The sequence below is a fragment of the Neobacillus sp. C211 genome (assembly GCF_051842875.1).
Taxonomy (GTDB): domain Bacteria; phylum Bacillota; class Bacilli; order Bacillales; family Cytobacillaceae; genus Neobacillus.
Window position 1 is genome coordinate 12740 of record NZ_JBPXRO010000037.1, and the last position, 18554, is coordinate 31293.

Consider the following 18554-nt stretch of genomic DNA (forward strand, 5'->3'; position numbering starts at 1 on the left):
CATAAATTTCTTTATACTAACATCGAATACATATTGATAAAATGCTTCATCTTTATTTTACTTTATTGTATGAATGGATTCAATAATATAGACGATGTACATTACAAAAATGTTTCAAGTTTTTTTCATTTTTTATTTTTTTTATTACGGAGGCTCACACTTTTAAAATGAAGATTAAAGAAATTATAGTTGTGGAAGGTAAAGACGATACTACAGCGATTAAACGGGCAATCAATGCAGATACAATTGAAACAAATGGTTCAGCTGTAAATGAAACCACCATTGAAAAAGTAAGGCGTGCTCAACAGTCCCGAGGAGTAATTATTTTTACGGATCCTGATTTTCCTGGTGAAAAAATTAGAAAGACGATCGCTGAGGCTGTTCCTGGTTGTAAACACGCATTTTTAACGAAGGAAGCAGCTATGGGAAAAGCAGGGGAAAGCCTCGGTGTGGAACATGCCAGTCCTGAAGCCATCCAAGAGGCGCTTAAGGATGCCCAGACCATGCATGAAACGTTTACAGAGGAAATAACGCAAGAGGACCTACTTACAGCTGGCCTTATCGGTGGTGAAGGGGCTAAAGAAAGAAGAATTATGTTGGGGAAAATTTTAAAAATTGGTTATACCAATGGAAAACAGCTTCATAAGCGCTTAAATGTATTCCAAATCAGTAAGCAGGAATTCTCTGAAGCACTAAGGGTTGTAAGTCAGGAGGAACTACATGAATAAAGATATAGCTACACCGGTAAGGACAAAAGATATTCTTAAAAAATACGGATTTTCATTTAAAAAGAGCCTTGGCCAAAACTTTTTAATTGATACAAATATCTTGAAAAAGATTGTTAGCTTTGCGAATTTAACAGAAGATTCTGGTGCGATTGAAATCGGACCAGGAATTGGTGCGCTTACTGAGCAGTTGGCCCGCACAAGTAAAAGGGTCGTCGCTTTCGAGATCGATCAACGTTTATTACCAATCTTAAATGATACCCTATCACCTTATCCCAATGTAAAAATTATACATAATGATGTATTAGAGGCAGATGTGGCTGAAGTCATTAGAGAAGAATTTAATGATATGGACGATATCATGGTGGTTGCTAATTTACCTTATTATGTTACAACACCGATTATCATGAAGCTTCTTGAAGAACATTTGCCTATTCGCGGGATCGTGTGTATGCTCCAAAAAGAGGTGGCAGACCGGATTTCTGCACGGCCAGGGACGAAGGACTATGGCTCTCTTTCAATCGCTGTTCAGTATTATACAGAGGCAGAAACAGTGATGATCGTTCCAAAAACGGTTTTTGTGCCGCAGCCGAATGTGGATTCTGCCGTCATCAGGTTAACCAGGAGGGAACATCCCGCTGTTACGGTTACAGATGAAACATTCTTTTTTCAAGTGACCAGGGCCAGCTTTGCACAACGAAGAAAAACCCTGCTTAATAACTTAACAAGCCAGCTGCCCGAGGGAAAGCAAAAGAAAGAAGACATCCTCCACGCCTTAAGTGCAAGCGGAATCGATCCTGCTAGAAGAGGGGAGACCCTTTCCTTAGAGGAATTTGGCCGCTTAAGCGAAGAATTATATCCGTTTTTCCACTAGACCCTTTTTAAAGGGTCTATTTTTTTTCACAAAAAAGCAAAGGTTTGCATAGCCTATGAGAGAAACTTTATTTAAAGGCCCTTTTGCTGGTCTTATTGGAGTGACGGCAGTGGATATAAAATTAATGGATATTGTCGGCAGGCGTTCGTATAATTGTGACATTCTATTTCGCGTGATAGATGTTCGAAAAATAAACGACCAGAAATTTGCAGTCCTATACGGAGAAGACTTTCGCCTTGTGGCAGACGCACCATACGAAGATTTGGTCGTCATCGACGATAATCAAAGAGTCAGATTGAAGAATGAATACCGGACGCTAGAGGAACAGTCTTTTAAGCTGTTTAAACAGGATGTTGAATTAATCAAGAACCGTCAGGAATATGAAGCGACCGGAGGATATGTAAAACCAAGTAATTATTTTCAAATGCCTGGGAAGGTTCTCCATCTGGATGGTGATCCATCCTATTTGAAGAAATGTATGACACTGTATGAAAAAGTGGGAATCCCTGTTTTAGGTATACACTGTAATGAAAAAGAGATGCCAGAAAAAATAGGGGAATTGATTGATTTATATCGCCCAGATATTCTTGTTATTACAGGACATGACGCGTATTCAAAGGCAAAAGGAAAAATGACGGATATTAATGCATATCGCCATTCCAAACATTTTGTCCAAACGGTCAAGGAAGCACGAAAAAAGATTCCCCACTTAGATCAGTTGGTTATTTTTGCAGGAGCATGTCAATCGCACTTTGAATCATTGATTCATGCTGGGGCAAATTATGCCAGTTCGCCCTCAAGAATTAACATCCACGCCCTCGACCCAGTCTATATTGTCGCCAAAATCAGTTTTACACCTTTTATGGAAAGAATTAATGTCTGGGACGTGTTAAAGAACACATTAACAGGTGAAAAGGGACTTGGAGGAATTGAAACAAGAGGAGTGTTACGAACGGGAATGCCTTATCGGCCAATCCAAGAAGAGAATGAATAAGCCTTTGCTGTCCGATAAGGCTTATTTTTTTTATTTCTGAGCCGATACATATTCCCATGCAAATAAGGTAACGATAAAAATGTTGAAATTTAGAAGAAAAAGTAGAATAAAAAATATTGACAATCTTTTTGTTTGACTGATATAATTTATGTTTTTGTTTGACATGACTATGTCAGTGTGTTATACTTTACACAGTGAGGTGGACCGAATGCCAAAAACCTTAGCCGATATTAAAAAGGCTCTTGACACAAATTTAGGGAAAAGATTACTGCTTAAAGCCAACGGAGGACGCAGAAAGACGATTGAACGTTCCGGTGTTTTAGCTGAGACTTATCCATCTGTTTTTGTTATTGAATTAGATCAGGATGAAAACTCATTTGAACGTGTTTCTTACAGCTATGCAGATGTATTAACAGAAACAGTTCAAATTACTTTCTACGAAGATGCATCAGGACATTTAGCCTTAAATTAGAATATAAGCAATACACAGCAGTAAACATTTGTTTACTGCTTTTTGCTATTTTAAAACAGTTTCATGAAAACTCTATATCTATCCCATACTAACAATGCTGTAGTATGAAGGGGGTTGTTTAGATGGGCAGAAGAAGAGGGATTATGTCCAGTCACTTTAAAGAGGAGCTTGCGAAAGAGCTTGGCTTTTATGATGTCGTTCAAAAAGAAGGATGGGGCGGCATCAAGGCAAAGGATGCAGGGAATATGGTTAAGCGTGCCGTTGAACTTGCACAAGAACATTTGGCTAATCAAGGTCCTAGAGTTTAACTTATAAATAAGTCACTTCCGCTTTTGATATTAATCAATCACATACTTCAGCGAGACCAGAGGACAATCTCCTCTGGCTTTCTTTTTCTCCAATTTATGACCCTTTTCTTATAAATCTAATAATAAAATATGAAATTTGATAGGATTTATCATATCTCACGTCTTAGTTTTATCATTTTGTGGTAAAATAGGACAAAATGTGGATTTCCGGACTAAGAAAAGTGGAAGCGCCCGTTTAGCGCTGGAACTGGACAATAAAGAAGTAGGTGGACGTAGTGAAGCTTTTAGTAAAAGCCCCGGCCAAAATAAATTTAGCATTAGATGTTTTACACAAACGATCAGACGGTTTTCATGAGGTGGAGATGATTATGACCACAATTGATTTGGCTGACCGGGTTGAATTATCGTTATTAAACGATGATAAAATACATATTCATTCTCACAATCGCTATGTCCCTGATGACCAGCGTAACTTAGCCTTTCAAGCTGCACAGCTCTTGAAGGATCGATTTAATGTAAAAAAAGGTGTGCTGATTTCGATTGAAAAAACGATTCCCGTTGCGGCTGGACTTGCGGGGGGAAGCAGTGATGCTGCTGCCACTTTAAGAGGTTTAAATAAACTCTGGAATCTCGGTTTAACAATGGATGAATTGGCCGAACTAGGAAGCGAAATTGGATCAGATGTTTCATTTTGTGTCTATGGAGGTACTGCCTTGGCAAAGGGCAGAGGGGAAATGATTACCGAATTACCTGCCTCGCCGACATGTTGGGTGATCCTTGCGAAGCCCTTTATTGGGGTTTCAACAGCTGAAGTATACCGAAGACTAGATACCAATAAAATGACCCATCCAAACATTCGGGGAATGATTGAAGCGATAAATGAACATGATTACCAAAAGGTATGTACAAACGTGGGGAATGTTTTAGAAGATGTTACCTTAAACCTTCACCCTGAAGTTGCATTAATAAAAGAACAAATGAAGCGTTTTGGTGCAGATGCCGTATTAATGAGCGGCAGCGGTCCAACTGTTTTTGGAATTGTTCAGCATGATTCAAGAATGCATCGAATTTATAATGGATTAAGAGGATTCTGTGACCAAGTATTTGCGGTCCGCATGTTAGGGGAACGGCACTCACTTGATTAAAAACGTACGAAAATGGTATTCTATAATTAGAATATTCGTGTTTTTGGGGGCATGTTATGAAATTTCGCCGCAGTGAACGTTTGATTGATATGACAAATTATTTACTAGATCATCCTCGGCAACTAGTTCCGCTAACTTTTTTTGCAGATCGTTATTCATCTGCGAAATCATCGATTAGTGAAGATTTGGGTATTATCAAAGAGACGTTTGAAAAAAGAGGAATTGGGACCATACAAACAGTGCCAGGGGCTTCAGGCGGGGTAAAGTTCTTTGTAAAAGTAAGTCAAGAAGCAGCAGCACCTTTTATCAATGAATTGTGTGAATTAATTGCTAAACCTGACAGGCTCTTACCTGGTGGATATTTATATTTAACTGATATATTAGGGAATCCTCAAGTAGTGCAAAACGCGGGCCGCATTATTGCCTCTGCCTATACAGATGCAAAAATTGACGTAGTCATGACCGTTGCTACAAAAGGAATTCCTCTTGCCTATGCTGTAGCAAGTCAGTTGAATGTTCCAGTTGTCATCGTCCGAAGAGATAGTAAAGTAACGGAGGGACCGACAGTAAGTATTAATTATGTGTCCGGTTCAACCAAAAGAATCCAAACCATGGTCCTTTCAAAACGGAGCATGAAACAGGATTCACGGGTCCTTATTGTCGATGATTTTATGAAGGCTGGCGGAACTGTCATGGGAATGATCAGCATGCTTGAAGAATTTAATGGGCATCTGGCTGGAATTGCAGTTTTAGTAGAGGCAGAAAAAATTCAGGAGCGTCTAGTCGATGAATATATTTCCCTCGTCCAGTTATCTGATGTAAATGTGAAAGAAAAAAAGATTAATGTTCAAGCTGGAAATTACTTTAATAAATGGCTGTGTTAGTAATTATTGTTGATTTTCTAACCCTGTTGAATGGAGCGGAAGGCACGAGACTCCTGCGGGACTAGCAGGTCAGGGTGAGACCCCACAGGCGCGAATGCGCCGAGGAGGCTCACCGACCGCCCGCAAAAAGCGAAGTGCCTGGAGCGGAAATCAACAGGCAAGTTTAACACAGCCTAATAAATAGATGGAGGGAATTAGGATGAAAACAGTTCAAACAAATCAAGCACCGGCGGCTATTGGCCCATACTCGCAAGGAATTACTGTAAATAATATGTTCTATAGCTCAGGGCAAATTCCATTAACAGCTGATGGAGCCTTGGTAACAGGCGATATTAAAGAACAAGCTCACCAAGTTTTTCAAAATTTACAGGCAGTTTTAACAGCTGCTGGTGCGTCTTTTGAAACAGTCGTTAAGACAACTGTATTTATTAAAAATATGGATGATTTCGCTTCACTAAACGAGGTATATGGTGAATATTTCTCGATCCATAAACCCGCTCGTTCATGTGTCGAAGTTGCCCGCTTACCAAAAGATGTTTTAGTTGAAATTGAAGTTGTCGCACTGGTTAAATAATTTAGTTAATTTCTGTTAATTTACTCCTGTGTTTACAATTGTTCACTATTTTGCCCTAAATTTTCTAAAATATTTTGAATATAAAGAAGGATTTCTGAAAAAGTTGTTGAATTTAATTACTTAGCTTTTTATATCAGAAAAGGGTGTGAGCACATGGAAGTAACTGACGTAAGATTACGCCGAGTTAATACGGATGGACGCATGAGAGCGATTGCATCAATCACTTTGGACAATGAGTTTGTTGTTCATGACATTCGTGTTATTGACGGGAACAACGGTTTATTTGTAGCTATGCCAAGCAAACGTACTCCAGATGGAGAATTTCGTGACATTGCGCATCCAATTAATTCAGGAACGCGCGGTAAAATCCAAGAAGCTGTTTTGGCTGAGTACCACCGTCTAGGTGAATTAGAAGTAGAATTTGAAGAAGCCGGAGCTTCCTAAGGATTTTTACAACTAGGGCCTTTCTTCTATGAAGGCTCTTTTTATTGTTTTTAGTTAATCCCCTCCCCTTTATTCCCTCCATTCTTATTTACTCATAAATTAACTCATTATTACAAAATTAGACTATTCCCTCACATACCTTGAAAAGAACGCCCATTTACGTTAATATTTTTAATGGATAAAAAGGTTAATTGGAGGACTTGAACATGCATAATCGTTATGCTGTGATTTTGGCTGCAGGGCAAGGAACGCGGATGAAGTCAAAGCTTTATAAAGTATTACACCCGGTATGCGGAAAACCAATGGTACAACACGTGGTTGACCAAGTAATGAAGCTTAATATACAAGAAGTTGTCACAATTATTGGTCATGGGGCAGAAATGGTGCAAGCACAGCTGGGCGATAGCAGTCGGTATGCTCTACAAGATCAGCAGTTAGGTACTGCCCATGCTGTTAGTCAGGCACAGAGCCTGCTCGAAGGGAAAGCAGGAGTGACGATTGTTGTTTGTGGGGATACTCCTCTAATCAAGGCTGAAACGATGGAGTCTCTGTTTAAACATCATGAAGAGTTAGCTGCAAAAGCTACCATCCTCACAGCGAGAATTGAAGACCCAACAGGATACGGCCGAATCATTCGTAATAAAAAAGGCTTAGTTGAAAAAATTGTTGAGCATAAAGACGCCTCTGAAGAGGAAAGAAAGATTAATGAAATCAATACTGGTACTTATTGCTTCGATAATCTTGCATTATTTGAAGCCTTAAAGAACGTTTCAAATGAAAATGTTCAAGGGGAATATTATTTACCTGATGTGATAGAAATTCTAAAAAATCAAGGGGAAGTTGTCACAGCTTTCCAAACAGATGAATTTGAAGAAACATTAGGTGTGAATGACCGCGTGGCGTTAGCGGAAGCAGAACGAATTATGCGTGGCCGTACAAATGCAGCACATATGCGGAATGGGGTAACGATTATTGATCCGGCGAACACCTATATAGAAACAGAGGTTGAAATAGGGCAGGATACAGTTATCTATCCAGGAACGATGATCAAAGGCAAAACAGTGATTGGAGCAGAATGTCAGATTGGACCAAACTCTGAAATCGTTTCATGTGAAATTGGCGCTGAAACGGTAATCCGTCAATCAGTTGCCCATAATAGCTCGATCGGTGCTCAAGTCAACATTGGGCCATTTGCCCATATTCGTCCAGAATCAGCGATTCAGGATGAAGTGAAGATTGGCAATTTTGTCGAAATTAAAAAGGCTCTCTTTGGAAAAGGAAGCAAAGCCTCCCATCTAAGCTATATTGGTGATGCTGAAGTAGGTGCCAATGTAAACATTGGCTGTGGCTCGATTACAGTGAATTATGACGGTAAAAATAAATTCTTAACAAAAATAGAAGATGGAGTCTTTATTGGCTGCAATTCAAATCTAGTTGCTCCTGTTACGATTAAGAAGGGTGCATATGTGGCCGCTGGTTCAACGATTACAAAAGATGTACCAAGTGAGGCCTTATCGATTGCCCGAGCAAAGCAAGTGAATAAGGAAAATTACGTTCAAAAGCTTAATCTAAAGAAATAGGCTAAGAAATTTAGGAGGCTATTATGTCGAATCAATATTTAGACCCAAATCTTAAGGTATTTAGTTTAAATTCCAATCGTCCCCTTGCAAGAGAAATTGCTAAAGTCATCGGTGTAGAATTAGGTAAATGTTCTGTCACAAGATTTAGTGATGGAGAAATCCAAATTAATATTGAAGAAAGTATTCGTGGTGGTGACGTTTATGTCATCCAGTCGACTAGCCAACCTGTTAATGAAAATATTATGGAATTATTAATCATGATTGATGCATTAAAAAGGGCCTCTGCTAAAACGATTAATATTGTGATGCCATACTATGGCTATGCACGTCAGGATCGTAAGGCACGTGCTCGTGAGCCGATTACAGCTAAATTAGTGGCAACCCTGCTTGAAACGGCAGGAGCCACTCGTGTGATCTGTCTTGATCTGCACGCACCACAAATTCAAGGATTCTTTGATATTCCTACGGATCATTTAATGGGTGTACCTATTTTAGCTGACTATTTTAAAACTAGAGAATTCAATGGCGATATTGTCATCGTTTCTCCAGATCATGGCGGCGTAACTAGAGCTCGGAAATTAGCGGAACGGATGAAAGCTCCAATTGCGATTATCGATAAACGCCGCCCAAGACCAAATGTGGCTGAAGTGATGAATATCGTAGGTAACATTGAAGGGAAAACGGCGATTTTAATTGATGATATTATCGATACAGCTGGAACCATCACACTTGCCGCGAACGCTTTAATTGAAAACGGTGCATCAGAAGTTTATGCTTGCTGTACCCATCCGGTCTTATCGGGTCCTGCAATCGAAAGAATTCAAAATTCAAAAATTAAAGAATTAGTGATCACTAATTCCATTGCACTTCCAGAAGAGAAAAAGATTGATAAGATTATTAACTTATCTGTAGCACCACTGCTTGGTGAAGCGATTATTCGTGTTCATGAGGAGCAATCTGTAAGTACTTTGTTTGATTGATGATAAGAATGAAGGGTCTGGCCTCTTTGGTCAGATCCTACTTTTGCTTATGTATAGTTACCTATTTTGGAACAAACAGTCCAAAAAAATGTTTAGACCGCCCTCTTTTGGGGCATTTTTATATAGACAGTTTTTGATAAAATAGGAGGGTAACTAAACATGAGTACTGTACTACAAGCAAAAGAACGGAAGGAATTCCGTCATTCCGCACTAAAGAAAATTAGAACCAGTGGAAATATACCTGCTATTATTTATGGTAACAAGGTGGACAATAAGCCGGTTTTTGTTAGTTCAGCTGACTTAACAAAAACAATCCGCCAAGTGGGAAGAAATGGAATTATTTCACTAGATGTGGAAGGCAGCAAACAAGACGTTATCTTAACTGAATATCAAGAGGATTCGTTTAAAAAAGAGATACTTCACGTTGATTTCTTAGCAGTCGATAAATCCTCAAAGATTAATGTAGATGTAAGACTTGTTCTAGTAGGTGAGGCTGCAGGTGTAAAAGATGGCGGTGTCTTACAGCAGCCAATTCACCAAATATCGATTACTTCGACTCCAGATAATATTCCGCAGCAAATTGAGGTGGATATTGCTAACCTGCAAGTTGGCGAAACCGTAACTATGGGTGATATTCCTTCAGCAGGTGCATTTACGATCAACCATGAGGATGATGAAGTTGTCGCATCTATCCTTCCACCAAAGCAAGAAGAGGAAATTAATGCAGGTGAACAACAAGCACCGGGACATCCTGATAATGAAGAAGGAAGAGAGACCACTCCGGAATAGAAAAGCAATCGCGCTTGGGCTAGACAATGTTCCAAGCACAATGTAAATTAAGAGTTGGAAGGCGTAATCTTCTTCAGGTTACGTCTTTTATCGCATTAAATATTTATAGGAGAAAAATCTATGTTTCGCAAAATATTTAAAAGGTTGGCTAAGCCAGAAGAGGTGGGACCCCAGATGAAGTTAATCGTTGGTTTAGGTAACCCAGGAAAACAATATGACCAGACGAGACACAATATTGGTTTTGAAGTCATTGATGCTCTATCGAGTAAATTTGCGATCCCACTTAACCAGTCCAAATTTAAAGGACTATATGGGATTGGTTTTTATAGTGGTGAAAAAGTAATTTTATTAAAACCGCTTACTTATATGAATTTATCTGGAGAATCAATCAGAGCTGTGATGGATTATTATGATATTGACATAGAAGATCTGCTTGTAATTTATGATGATCTTGATTTGCCGGTCGGAAAGATTAGACTTCGACAAAAAGGGAGCCCTGGCGGACATAATGGGATTAAGTCCACAGTAGCCCATCTTGGAACGCAGCAGTTCAACAGAATAAGGATTGGAATTGACCGCCCTCAACCTGGAATGAGTGTGCCTGATTATGTTCTAGGACGTTTTCATCCGGACGAAAAGGCTCCAACTGAGGATGCAGTGAAGAAAAGTGCAGAAGCCTGCTCGGCATGGCTGGAAAAGCCATTCTTACAGGTCATGAATGAATATAATCAGTAAATTGTTCATGACACAAGCCATTGTGTCATACAATAAAGCATTAAAACGAAATGGAAGGATCATCATACGAGCGGTTAATCTAATGAATAAGTTCCTCCTAGTAGGTTAATACTAATAAGGAATCCTAGATTAGGGAGGGACAGGCGTGGCTATCCATTACCATTGTCGTCATTGTGGTACCAAACTTGGTTCAATTGATAAAGCATCGATTCACAGCGAAAGCCTCGGTCTTCATAAATTAACAGATCAAGAAAGACTGGAAATGGTTGCGTATGACTCGTCCGGCGATATTCACATCACAGCCATTTGTGAAGACTGTCAGGAAGCTTTAGAGCGGAATCCAGATTACCATCAATACGATTTCCTTATTCATTAACCAGCTTTGGAGTACCGTCCAAAGCGTTTTTCTATTTATAATTTACTAACATAAGAACGTTTTAATATGAATTTTGTTGAGGAGGGAGGAGAAACCTTGAAAGCTTTAAAATCGTTATTTCTAAAGCAGGAAGATGTCCATTCCGTGATCGCGGGAGTGGAAGAGGGATTAAAGGAACAGTTGATTGCAGGGTTATCGGGTTCGTCAAGAACAGTTTTAACCGCTTCTATCTACGAACAAACGCAAAGGCCGATCATGCTCGTCACCCACAATCTATTACAAGCACAAAAACTCTATGATGATATTGTCAATCTATTAAGTGAGAAAGATGTTTTTCTTTTTCCAGCCAATGAGTTAATTGCTGCTGAGATGAGCATTGCCAGCCCGGAATTAAAAGCCCAAAGAATTGAAGCTTTAAACTACTGGAGCAAGCATAATAAAGGAATATTAATTGTCCCAATTGCAGGGTTAAAGAAGATCGTACCTCCTAAGTCTTTATGGAAAGAATACCAGCTCTCGTTAAAATTAGGGGAAGATATAACAATCGAGAAAACCTTAAATACTTTTGTAAAAATGGGTTATATCCGAGCGGAAATGGTCACAACTCCAGGGGAATTTAGTGTAAGAGGCGGGATCATTGATATTTATCCGCTTACCGAAGCAAATCCGCTGCGAATTGAATTATTCGATACTGAAATTGACTCGATTCGTTATTTCTCGCTTGATGATCAACGTTCAAAAGAGAAGGTTTCAGAGGTTCATATTGGACCAGCAACAGAAGTAGTGTTAGAAGCAGACAATTATAGCCGCATTATTGATCATCTTGAAACCGGATTAGGTAAAAGCCTTCGAAAACTAAAAGATGATAAAGCAAAAATGCAGCTATCGCAAAATATAAGTTTTGAATTGGAGCAGTTGAAAAACGGTCAAAAGCCTGACCAGGTCTTTAAATACCTTTCACTAGCCTACGATAGGGCTACTAGTTTACTAGACTATCTGCCAAGCAATGGCCTTGTGTTTATTGACGAAATAAGCCGAGTTCAAGAGATGAATGATTCCTTAGTAAAAGAAGAGGCAGAATGGTATACAAGCTTACTTGGCACAGGCCAGATTATCCATGATTTACATATTTCCCATGACCTTTCAGTTCTGCTGCAAAAAAGAGAATTACCGATTGTTTATATGTCCTTGTTTCTGCGTCATGTCGCCAATACAAGTCCGCAAAATATTATTAATGTCTCCTGTAAGCAAATGCAAAACTTTCATGGGCAGATGCATTTATTAAAGGCAGAGATCGACAGGTGGAAGAAAAGCAATTATTCTATTTTATTTCTAGGACCGGATGAAGAGCGGGTAAAAAAATTAGAGCGTGTACTAGAGGACTATGAAATTACTGCAAGTTTGACGAAGGGTGAACAGCAGCTGTTACCTGGCCGGGTTCAGATTATGAAAGGAAACCTGCAAACGGGCTTTGAACTGTCGATCCAGAAAATAGCCGTGATTACCGAAGAAGAATTATTTAATAAACGGGTCAAAAAATCTACTAACCGTCAAAAACTATCAAATGCTGAAAGAATTAAGAGTTACTCAGAGCTTAAAATCGGTGATTATGTTGTTCACGTGAACCATGGAATCGGTAAATATTTAGGAATTGAAACGCTGGTCATTAATGGAATTCATAAGGATTATCTCCATCTCCGTTATCAGGGGACAGATAAACTTTATGTTCCAGTTGAACAAATTGACCTGGTCATGAAGTATGTCGGTTCAGAAGGAAAAGAGCCAAAAATTTATAAACTGGGCGGAACGGACTGGAAAAAGGTTAAGAAGAAGGTTCAATCCTCTGTTCAAGATATTGCCGACGATTTAATCAAATTATATGCGGAGCGGGAAGCTGCTGTGGGTTATGCCTATTCGCCTGATGGCGATATGCAAAGAGATTTTGAAACATCGTTTGCTTACCAAGAAACAGATGATCAGTTACGCTCGATTCATGAGATTAAGAAGGACATGGAAAGACCACGTCCGATGGACCGCCTTCTTTGCGGCGATGTAGGTTATGGAAAAACAGAGGTAGCTATTCGCGCGGCCTTCAAGGCAATCGCAGATGGGAAGCAAGTCGCTTTTCTTGTGCCCACAACCATTTTGGCTCAGCAGCATCATGAAACATTAAGGGAGAGATTTCAAGATTATCCGATTAATATTGGCCTATTAAGCCGTTTCCGCTCGAAAAAACAGCAGACGGATACCATTAAAGGTTTAAAAGCAGGTACGATTGATATTGTCGTAGGAACACACCGCCTGCTTTCAAAAGATATTGTTTATCGTGATTTAGGGCTGCTGATTATTGATGAAGAGCAGCGGTTTGGAGTTACCCATAAGGAAAAAATTAAGAAATTAAAAACGAATGTCGATGTGTTAACTTTGACAGCAACGCCAATCCCTAGAACTCTTCACATGTCGATGCTCGGAGTCCGAGATTTATCGGTTATTGAAACACCGCCTGAAAATCGTTTTCCTGTCCAAACCTATGTGATGGAATATAATGGATCTCTGGTGCGGGAAGCGATTGAAAGGGAACTAGCCCGCGACGGACAAGTCTACTTTTTATATAACCGAGTGGAAGACATTGAACGCAAAGCTGAGGAAATATCGATGCTTGTCCCCGATGCGCGGGTGGCCTTTGCCCATGGTCAGATGACAGAAAATGAATTAGAAGCGGTGATGATTGGCTTTTTAGCTGGCGAATTTGATGTTCTTGTTAGTACGACCATTATTGAAACAGGTGTGGATATACCGAATGTTAATACATTAATAGTCTTTGATGCGGATCGCATGGGGCTCTCTCAGCTGTATCAGCTCCGTGGCCGTGTGGGAAGGTCCAATCGTGTTGCCTACGCCTATTTCACCTATCGAAAAGATAAAGTATTAACAGAAGTCGCTGAAAAACGCCTTCAAGCGATCAAGGAATTTACTGAATTAGGTTCAGGATTTAAAATTGCGATGCGCGATTTATCGATAAGAGGGGCAGGAAATTTACTAGGGGCCCAGCAGCATGGATTTATAGACTCCGTCGGTTTTGATCTTTATTCGCAAATGTTGAAAGAAGCGATTGAAGAGCGAAAGGTTAACATCGGCGTGCCTGGAGCAGCTGTAAAAAAATCAGTAGAAATTGACCTTGAAATTGATGCCTACATTCCGGATACATATATTAAGGATGGGCATCAAAAAATAGAGATGTACAAACGTTTTAGAGGGGCCGAAACTCTTGCAGATATTGAAGAGCTTGAAGCGGAAATGTTGGACCGGTTTGGTGAATATCCGGATGAGGTTTCCTGCCTATTCCAAATCGCTGAAATGAAGGTTTATGCCCTTTTAAATGGGGTGGAACAAATTAAGCAGCTAAAACAGGAAATAACCATTTTAGTGAATGAACAGGTTACCAACACGATTGATGGAAGTAAGATTTTTCATATTGGAAGCCAATTTGGCCGAAATGTTACCCCTGGAATGGAAGGTCCTAGGCTGAAAATTGTGATCAAGGTCAAGGATTATAAAACCTCACAATGGCTGAATATTGCCTTTGAAATGGTTAAGGGACTGTCCCAAGCAAAAAAGGGTCATGAAAATCCAGTAAATTAACTGGATTCCTCTAAACATTTGTAGAAAGTGGCTCGCTTGTTGGTTTGTCCAAGCAATTCACTGGAATCCTGCTTTATCCAATTTCGGATAATTGTTATATATTTGAAAAATTATAACGTTTATGTATAGAACTTTCCAGATGAAAGATACTAAGTTCAAAGTTGGTGATGATTACAATAAAAGGAAAAACCGTCATCGCCAAGTTGAATAATCATCAGATGAAAGTGAGGCAACATTGGATGAAAGCAACTGGAATAGTTCGTCGAATCGATGATTTGGGTCGTGTTGTCATTCCTAAAGAAATACGCAGAACTTTGCGTATCCGCGAAGGGGATCCGTTAGAGATTTTCGTTGATCGAGACGGAGAAGTCATCTTAAAAAAGTATTCACCTATAAGTGAATTGGGTGATTTTGCCAAAGAATATGCGGAAGCACTTTTCGATAGCCTCGGGAACCCTGTGTTAATTTGTGATAGAGATACCGTTATTGCAATGGCAGGCGGTTCTAAGAAAGAGTACTTAAATAAAAATATTAGTGATGTAGTTGAAAAAACAATGGAAGAACGAAATTCATTGCTGTTCACTCAAAAGGGTGATATCGCCTTAGTGGATGGAAATGAAGAAGCAATAACTTCATATACGATCGGCCCTATTATTGCAAATGGTGATCCAATCGGGGCAGTTATCATTTTTTCTAAAGAAGGAACTCTTGGCGAAGTGGAGCAGAAGGCTGTTGAAACAGCAGCTGGTTTCTTAGCTCGACAAATGGAGTCATAAAAGAACTAATCCTATTTAACAAATTTTAAAAAGACAGCCATTGCTGTCTTTTTTATTTAGTTTAAATGGGAACTCCCCATGATATAATTACCTTCGAGTTTGTATTTTCTATCTAGCTCCAGCGCTAAACGGGCGCTTGCGCTTTTCTTAGTAGGTGAATGAATGAAGTCTGTGAATCAATCAAAGGCTCTGTTTAGAGGAGCCTTTATTCTAATGCTTGCGGCCCTTATTACAAAAATTTTAAGTGCCTTTTATCGAATTCCTTTTCAAAACATTGTCGGAGATATTGGCTTTTACATATATCAGCAAGTATATCCGTTTTATGGGATGGCCATTGTCCTTTCGACGACAGGCTTCCCAGTCGTCATTTCAAAGCTCTATGCGGAGCAGAAACAAAAAGGTGATGACGAAAAATCACGCCTGCTTCTTTTTGTATCCTTTATTTATTTGCAATTATTTGGTTTTATCTGTTTCCTTATTCTTTACTTTGGTGCAAAAGCAATCGCTGTTTGGATGAATGACCCCCATCTCTCGATTCTATTAAGGGTAGTCTCGATTGTGTTTTTGTTTTTTCCAATGATGTCGATTCTGAGAGGCTATTACCAAGGGATTGGGGACATGGTCCCAACGGCACTATCACAGGTGGGGGAACAAACCACACGAGTATTGACGATTCTCTTTTTGGCCTCTCTTTTTATAGAAAAGGGTTATTCCCTCTATCTTGTCGGCGGTGGGGCCATGTTTGGTTCGATTACCGGCAGTATGATCTCAGGAATTATCTTGTTTATGTTTCTATGGATACGTAAAGAATGGAAGGTAGTAGCACCAAGGCAAGGAATGTTTCAAAGATATGCAAACGATGCAAAAAAGATCTTTAAGGCCCTTGTCTATCAGGGTCTCACGATTTGTATTAGCGGAATGCTCATGATATTTATCCAATTAGCCGATGCTTTGAATCTCTACTCCCTGCTTGTTGGAAGCGGGATTGATAGAGACGTGGCTAAAAGCCTTAAGGGGATATTTGACCGTGGACAGCCATTAATCCAGTTAGGAACTATTGCTGCCACCTCCATGTCTTTAACCCTTGTTCCCTTAATCACTAGAGAGCGGTTGGCTGACAAACCTGAATTTTTACAACACAAAATTCAAGTAGCTCTTAAAGTGAGTATCATTTTCGGTTTAGGTGCCTCTTCAGGTCTATGGGCGATCATTAAACCGACTAACACGATGCTGTTTGAAAATGAAGCTGGTTCAGCGGTGTTAGGGGTATTGAGTTTTGTGATCTTGTTTACGTCGCTAACCGCAACGATTATCGCCATTATGCAGGGCATGGGTGTGCTGCTATTTCCTGCCATCGCAGTTGCATGTATATTTCCGTTAAAATATATCCTAAATGTTTATTTGGTACCCTTATATGGAACAATGGGTGCTGCCATTTCATCACTTATTTCGCTGGGAATGGTCACAGCTCTGCTATTCATTCAATTTAAAAAAGTTGTTCGGATCTCGCTATTCTCCCTTCACTTTTGGAGAACGATCATAATGGCCACCGCATCGATGGTCCTCTTTTTAAAGGTTTATTTATATATGTTCGGCTCGGATGATTATGGTCGAATCGAAGCTGTCTTTCAATCGTTAAGCGCGGTAATCGTTGGTGGTTTCCTCTTTTTATTGATTATTATAAGAGGCAAAGTCTTTCGTGAGGAAGAATTGGCGCTATTTCCATTTGGAAGTACATTAATAAAATTATTGGCCCGAAAGGATAGGAATTAACAATGGTAAGAAGGATTGAAATTCTAGGCTTAGGTGCAGGAGATTTGGAACAACTTCCTGTTGGTGTATATAAGAAGTTACTTAAATCAAACTCGTTATTTTTGCGGACGAAGGAACATCCGGTGGTCTCTGAGTTGGAGAAAGAAGGATTAAGGTATACTTCATTTGATTCAATCTATGAAAAACACGATCAATTCGAGGAAGTATATGAAGAAATTGTCGAGACGCTGTTGCAAAAGGCAGAAAGCGAGACGATTGTTTATGCCGTCCCAGGACATCCACTAGTAGCAGAGCGGGCTGTGCAGCTTCTTTTGGCGTATGGTCCAACAAGGGATATTGAAATAAGCATTGGCGGGGGACAAAGTTTTATTGATGCCTTATTTACCTCGTTAAAGATTGACCCGATTGAAGGGTTTCAGTTACTTGATGGGACATTACTCAACGTAGCACAACTGCAAATTGACCAACATATGATTGTGAGCCAAGTATATGACCAATTTGTTTCCTCTAACGTTAAATTAACCTTAATGGAAAAATTACCAGATGATTATCAGGTTTATATCGTTACAGCGGCAGGGAGCAGTCAAGAAATAATCGAAAAAGTTCCATTGTTTGAATTGGACCGAAATGTATCGATTAACAATCTGACGTCCGTTTATATTCCGCCAGTGAAAGAGGAACAAATCCTATTGAAGAATTTTTCAAAATTAAGGGAAATTATTGCTGAACTTAGGAGTCCAACTGGCTGCCCGTGGGATAGAGAGCAAACCCATGAATCCTTAAAAAAATATTTAATAGAAGAAACCTACGAAGTAATTGACGCAATTAACCATGAAGATATTGACCATTTAATCGAAGAACTGGGCGATGTACTGCTTCAGGTCATGCTCCATGCCCAAATCGGTGAAGATGATGGTTATTTTTCGATTGATGACATTATTGAAGGTTTATCAGCGAAAATGATTCGCCGCCATCCCCATGTGTTTGGAAATGGTCAGGCGGATAATGCCGAGGAAGTAGTAAGAAACTGGCAAGAAATTAAGAAGTTAGAAAAGGGTGAAGTACCTGCTTCGTTACTTGAAGGAGTGTCAATGGCCCTGCCGAATTTATTAAGAGCGTATGAATTGCAAAAGAAAGCGGCAAAGGTTGGCTTTGATTGGCAGGAAATCACACCTGCGTTAGAGAAAGTGAAAGAAGAACTCGAAGAATTTGTGAATGAATTAGACGGAACAGACGAGGGCATGGCACGGGCTAAGGGGGAATTTGGCGATTTACTATTTGCGTTTGTCAATGTTGCCAGGTTCTTAAAGATCCATCCAGAAGAAGCATTGTTCGAAACGAATGAAAAGTTTACACGCCGTTTTCAATTTGTCGAGGAAAAAGTAAAGGACAGTGGCAGGACTTTTGAAGAACATACACTGGAACAACTCGACCTATACTGGGACGAAGCAAAATTATTAGGACTTTAGAAAAAGGGGAGTTT

The 18554-nt window shown here is 39.6% G+C and carries 18 protein-coding genes; all 18 read left to right on the top strand.

Annotated features, from left to right (window positions below; genetic code table 11):
• The first annotated feature begins 167 nt into the window (after window positions 1–167).
• Window positions 168–728 carry a ribonuclease M5 gene (rnmV, locus tag ACSU6B_RS24930; RefSeq protein WP_215000059.1) on the top strand — a complete coding sequence of 187 codons (561 nt, stop codon included), beginning with the start codon at window positions 168–170 and terminating at the stop codon, window positions 726–728.
• Entirely contained in the window at window positions 721–1599 is an 879-nt protein-coding gene (rsmA, locus tag ACSU6B_RS24935; RefSeq protein ID WP_410889026.1) for a 16S rRNA (adenine(1518)-N(6)/adenine(1519)-N(6))-dimethyltransferase RsmA, read from the top strand. The genes rnmV and rsmA overlap by 8 nt, the downstream gene beginning before the upstream one ends.
• A 109-nt stretch (window positions 1600–1708) precedes the next feature.
• Window positions 1709–2593, top strand: coding sequence for a sporulation peptidase YabG (yabG, locus tag ACSU6B_RS24940; RefSeq protein WP_215000082.1), 885 nt, complete (start codon window positions 1709–1711; stop codon window positions 2591–2593).
• Between the two features lie 208 nt (window positions 2594–2801).
• Window positions 2802–3065, top strand: coding sequence for a biofilm formation stimulator Veg (veg, locus tag ACSU6B_RS24945; protein WP_066249244.1), 264 nt, complete (start codon window positions 2802–2804; stop codon window positions 3063–3065).
• A gap of 122 nt (window positions 3066–3187) precedes the next feature.
• Window positions 3188–3373, top strand: coding sequence for a small, acid-soluble spore protein, alpha/beta type (locus ACSU6B_RS24950; RefSeq protein ID WP_410889028.1), 186 nt, complete (start codon window positions 3188–3190; stop codon window positions 3371–3373).
• A gap of 275 nt (window positions 3374–3648) precedes the next feature.
• Entirely contained in the window at window positions 3649–4518 is an 870-nt protein-coding gene (gene ispE / locus ACSU6B_RS24955) for a 4-(cytidine 5'-diphospho)-2-C-methyl-D-erythritol kinase (RefSeq protein ID WP_410889030.1), read from the top strand.
• A gap of 56 nt (window positions 4519–4574) precedes the next feature.
• A complete protein-coding gene (gene purR, locus ACSU6B_RS24960; protein ID WP_215000053.1) occupies window positions 4575–5402 on the top strand; it encodes a pur operon repressor in 828 nt (275 codons plus the stop codon).
• Between the two features lie 199 nt (window positions 5403–5601).
• Window positions 5602–5976, top strand: a complete 375-nt coding sequence (locus tag ACSU6B_RS24965) for a RidA family protein (protein WP_168241459.1) — start codon at window positions 5602–5604, stop codon at window positions 5974–5976.
• 153 nt (window positions 5977–6129) lie between these two features.
• Window positions 6130–6420, top strand: a complete 291-nt coding sequence (gene spoVG, locus ACSU6B_RS24970) for a septation regulator SpoVG (RefSeq protein WP_003347151.1) — start codon at window positions 6130–6132, stop codon at window positions 6418–6420.
• Window positions 6421–6626: 206 nt separating this feature from the next.
• On the top strand, window positions 6627–8000 hold the full coding sequence (glmU, locus tag ACSU6B_RS24975) for a bifunctional UDP-N-acetylglucosamine diphosphorylase/glucosamine-1-phosphate N-acetyltransferase GlmU (RefSeq protein WP_410889032.1): 1374 nt from the start codon (window positions 6627–6629) through the stop codon (window positions 7998–8000).
• Window positions 8001–8023: 23 nt separating this feature from the next.
• Window positions 8024–8980 (top strand): ribose-phosphate diphosphokinase, encoded by a 957-nt coding sequence (locus ACSU6B_RS24980; RefSeq protein ID WP_214717310.1) that lies wholly within the window; start codon window positions 8024–8026, stop codon window positions 8978–8980.
• Window positions 8981–9139: 159 nt separating this feature from the next.
• Window positions 9140–9769, top strand: a complete 630-nt coding sequence (locus tag ACSU6B_RS24985) for a 50S ribosomal protein L25/general stress protein Ctc (RefSeq protein WP_215000049.1) — start codon at window positions 9140–9142, stop codon at window positions 9767–9769.
• Between the two features lie 174 nt (window positions 9770–9943).
• The gene (gene pth, locus ACSU6B_RS24990; protein ID WP_098933560.1) at window positions 9944–10504 is read left to right on the top strand and encodes an aminoacyl-tRNA hydrolase; all 561 of its coding nucleotides are present in this window, start codon (window positions 9944–9946) and stop codon (window positions 10502–10504) included.
• A gap of 145 nt (window positions 10505–10649) precedes the next feature.
• Entirely contained in the window at window positions 10650–10880 is a 231-nt protein-coding gene (locus ACSU6B_RS24995) for an anti-sigma-F factor Fin family protein (protein ID WP_168241463.1), read from the top strand.
• A gap of 96 nt (window positions 10881–10976) precedes the next feature.
• Window positions 10977–14522 (top strand): transcription-repair coupling factor, encoded by a 3546-nt coding sequence (gene mfd, locus ACSU6B_RS25000; protein ID WP_410889035.1) that lies wholly within the window; start codon window positions 10977–10979, stop codon window positions 14520–14522.
• A 239-nt stretch (window positions 14523–14761) separates the two neighbouring features.
• A complete protein-coding gene (gene spoVT / locus ACSU6B_RS25005) occupies window positions 14762–15298 on the top strand; it encodes a stage V sporulation protein T (RefSeq protein WP_214717308.1) in 537 nt (178 codons plus the stop codon).
• 162 nt (window positions 15299–15460) lie between these two features.
• Window positions 15461–17071: a putative polysaccharide biosynthesis protein gene (locus ACSU6B_RS25010; RefSeq protein WP_410889037.1), complete on the top strand. Its 1611-nt coding sequence runs from the start codon at window positions 15461–15463 to the stop codon at window positions 17069–17071.
• Between the two features lie 2 nt (window positions 17072–17073).
• The gene (mazG, locus tag ACSU6B_RS25015) at window positions 17074–18540 is read left to right on the top strand and encodes a nucleoside triphosphate pyrophosphohydrolase (protein ID WP_410889038.1); all 1467 of its coding nucleotides are present in this window, start codon (window positions 17074–17076) and stop codon (window positions 18538–18540) included.
• The last annotated feature ends 14 nt before the right edge of the window (window positions 18541–18554 follow it).